3 protein-coding genes are annotated in these 2,280 nt (G+C 56.3%); all 3 read right to left on the bottom strand.

The window, feature by feature from the left end; all coding sequences use genetic code 11:
- Window positions 1–110 precede the first annotated feature (110 nt).
- Entirely contained in the window at window positions 111–524 is a 414-nt protein-coding gene (locus B2R17_RS20825) for an ankyrin repeat domain-containing protein (RefSeq protein WP_286765490.1), read from the bottom strand.
- A 181-nt stretch (window positions 525–705) separates the two neighbouring features.
- Entirely contained in the window at window positions 706–1,689 is a 984-nt protein-coding gene (locus B2R17_RS20820; protein WP_286765489.1) for a DUF1559 domain-containing protein, read from the bottom strand.
- A gap of 199 nt (window positions 1,690–1,888) precedes the next feature.
- On the bottom strand, window positions 1,889–2,280 hold a 392-nt coding region (locus tag B2R17_RS20815; RefSeq protein ID WP_286765488.1), incomplete at its 5' end, for a hypothetical protein.

Below are 2,280 nucleotides of genomic sequence, written 5' to 3'. Positions count from 1 at the left end.
TGAACGGCGTCGCTCGACCTAGTGTATCGCTCTCCCCAAACTTCGTTTCGGGAGAGGTACGCCGTGTGTAAACCTGCCGAAAAGCGGGATCAAAAAACTGCACGGCCTCCTTACCACAGAGTGGCTGAATCGGTCAGTGAGAGGTCGGCCCCGAAGTCCGCCAGCATTCGCATCGCGGGCACGTTCCGTTCATCGATTGCTCTCGAAAGGCAGGTGTCGCCTAGCTCGTCTCGTGCGTCTGGATCCGCACCAAGCTTCAGCAATGTTTCGACAATCGAGTTCTTGTGCAAAGAGATCGCAAGCATGAGAGGTGTATCGGAGCGCGCGCCCAGCCTGGAATCTGGGTTCACGCCTCGTGACACAAGCCAGCCGAGAATGCCTGGGTTGTTCAGCACGGCGGCAGCGACGATCCAAGCGTCGGGGGATGTCAAAAGTTCGGGGTGTTTGCCAAGCAGCTGACGAAGACGGTTTCTGTCGTTGCGAAGTACGCAACCGTAGGCTTTTCGGTCACGCTGAACGCCCATCAAATTGTGATCGCTGTTGAAGTGGGGGGCTGGTTGGTTTAACGAGGACGCGATTGCAACACAACTTCAACGCCACAACCATGATAACGAGATTCAGTGTTGCGTTTGTGCGTGCAATTTTACAACCCGTTCCCCACTTAGAAAACGTTCCCATCCGAAGACAATTTCGGGCCGATCGGGGTCAATATTCTCCGATTACGTTTCGGTCGTTTTTGCGGCAGAGGTTGGTGTAGATCTCGGACGAGATCGAATCGGTTAGCGTTCGGGTGGAGCCGTCTGCCAAGACGATGGTCACGAGACCGGGGTGAAAGCTGTATGGCGAGGCTTCGTTGTCGACGTTGATGAATTGGTCGCAAGTGTCGCAACCTTTCATGAGCCCATCTCGTGACCAGTTGTAGACGCCGACGCCGTTGTTGCCGGCCCAAGGTCCGTAGCTGTAGAACTGCGCGTTGGTGGGCGGTCCTTGTTCTCGGCCCATCTTCCATTGCCCCGGTTTGCCGGACATTTCGAACAGCAAAATCGTGTTGCTCGTCCCGTCCAGGATGTCTGCGAAACGACTGCCGCGTTCGTTCAGGATTCCACAGTCCGAATCCCACACGTGAACCGTGTCACCCGTTGGTGTTTCTTGCAGATGATGCAACCCTCGAACTCCTTGGTAGTCCGTCGCCATCCCGGTGATGTCCGGGAGTCCGTTGATGTCGGTCGTCCAACCGACGTTCCAACCGGCATAGATTGGCATCGGTTGGTCACCAGGCGTGGACGGGCAGCTGTATGAAGGGACCCTTTGGTTGACGGCGGGTTGGTTGGCGACGTCGTCGAAACCGAAGTGCTGGTCGTAGGTGTCGTGAAGATTCGAGCCTTCGATGTAAGGCAGGATCATCGCCAAGAATCCGGTCACCACCTTGGTTGGATCTCCAGTGGATCCAGTTCCGTCGTAGACCAGCCGGCCCGGTGGAAGTGTTCTCAGAGCACTGTGGTAGTTGTGGCAGGCAAGTCCGATTTGCCGCATGTTGTTGCTGCATTGCAATCGCCGTGCGGCTTCGCGTGCAGCCTGAACCGCCGGCAGTAACAACCCGACCAAGACTCCAATGATGGCGATTACAACCAGCAATTCGACCAAAGTGAATGCTGAACGGCTGGACCGGTTTTGTTTGGCATACCCCAAGGGGCACCTCCGCGAAAGAAAGATGTCAACAATTTGTTGTCACGTTCCTGGCTGGCGGAGGAAGAGCCGGCGATGCCGACGGTTCCGGGCTGGCTTGGTTATTGCAACTGAGAATTAGTTGCAAAAGTAAGCTGGCGTGTAGCGAAATGCACCCCGCGATGGTGCGGTGTGATAGATGGATTCGTTTCCGCCCGCGAAATCAAAGCTTCGTGGCGGCATAGAAATCCATCATGCTGTAGTACATGAAGGCTGCTGTCAGAACGCTGATCGCAATGACACCGCTGCCAATCAACCGCGTTCGTTTGATCTGCCACCACATCAACAGGCCGGTCGCGCCCCAGGTGACCATCGCGATCGCCATGGCGTCGATGAAAAAGGACCAGAGCCGCCGTCCATTCCAGTGCGGTGGCTGGCCGTGCGAAGTGTGCAGTCGCACAAAGAATTGACGCGGCGAATAGCCGTCTTCGCCGGTGTACCGGGTGACGTCGACGTGTCCGTCGCGAAGAACGTAAGTCACACGGACTGGCGAATCATCGACCGTCGCCAGGAAGTTCAGTTTGCACCAACCAAGCAACGCACGGTGAATAACTG

Origin of the sequence: Rhodopirellula sp. UBA1907, assembly GCF_002337565.1 — a bacterium.
GTDB classification, from domain to species: domain Bacteria; phylum Planctomycetota; class Planctomycetia; order Pirellulales; family Pirellulaceae; genus Rhodopirellula; species Rhodopirellula europaea.
The sequence above is the reverse complement of the archived record's forward strand: the minus strand, read 5'-3'. Positions and strand labels throughout refer to the sequence as shown.

Excerpts from the sequence above, each read along its gene's own strand:
- B2R17_RS20825 (WP_286765490.1), bottom strand. The coding sequence starts at position 524 with ATGGGCGTTCAGCGTGACCGAAAAGCCTACGGTTGCGTACTTCGCAAC.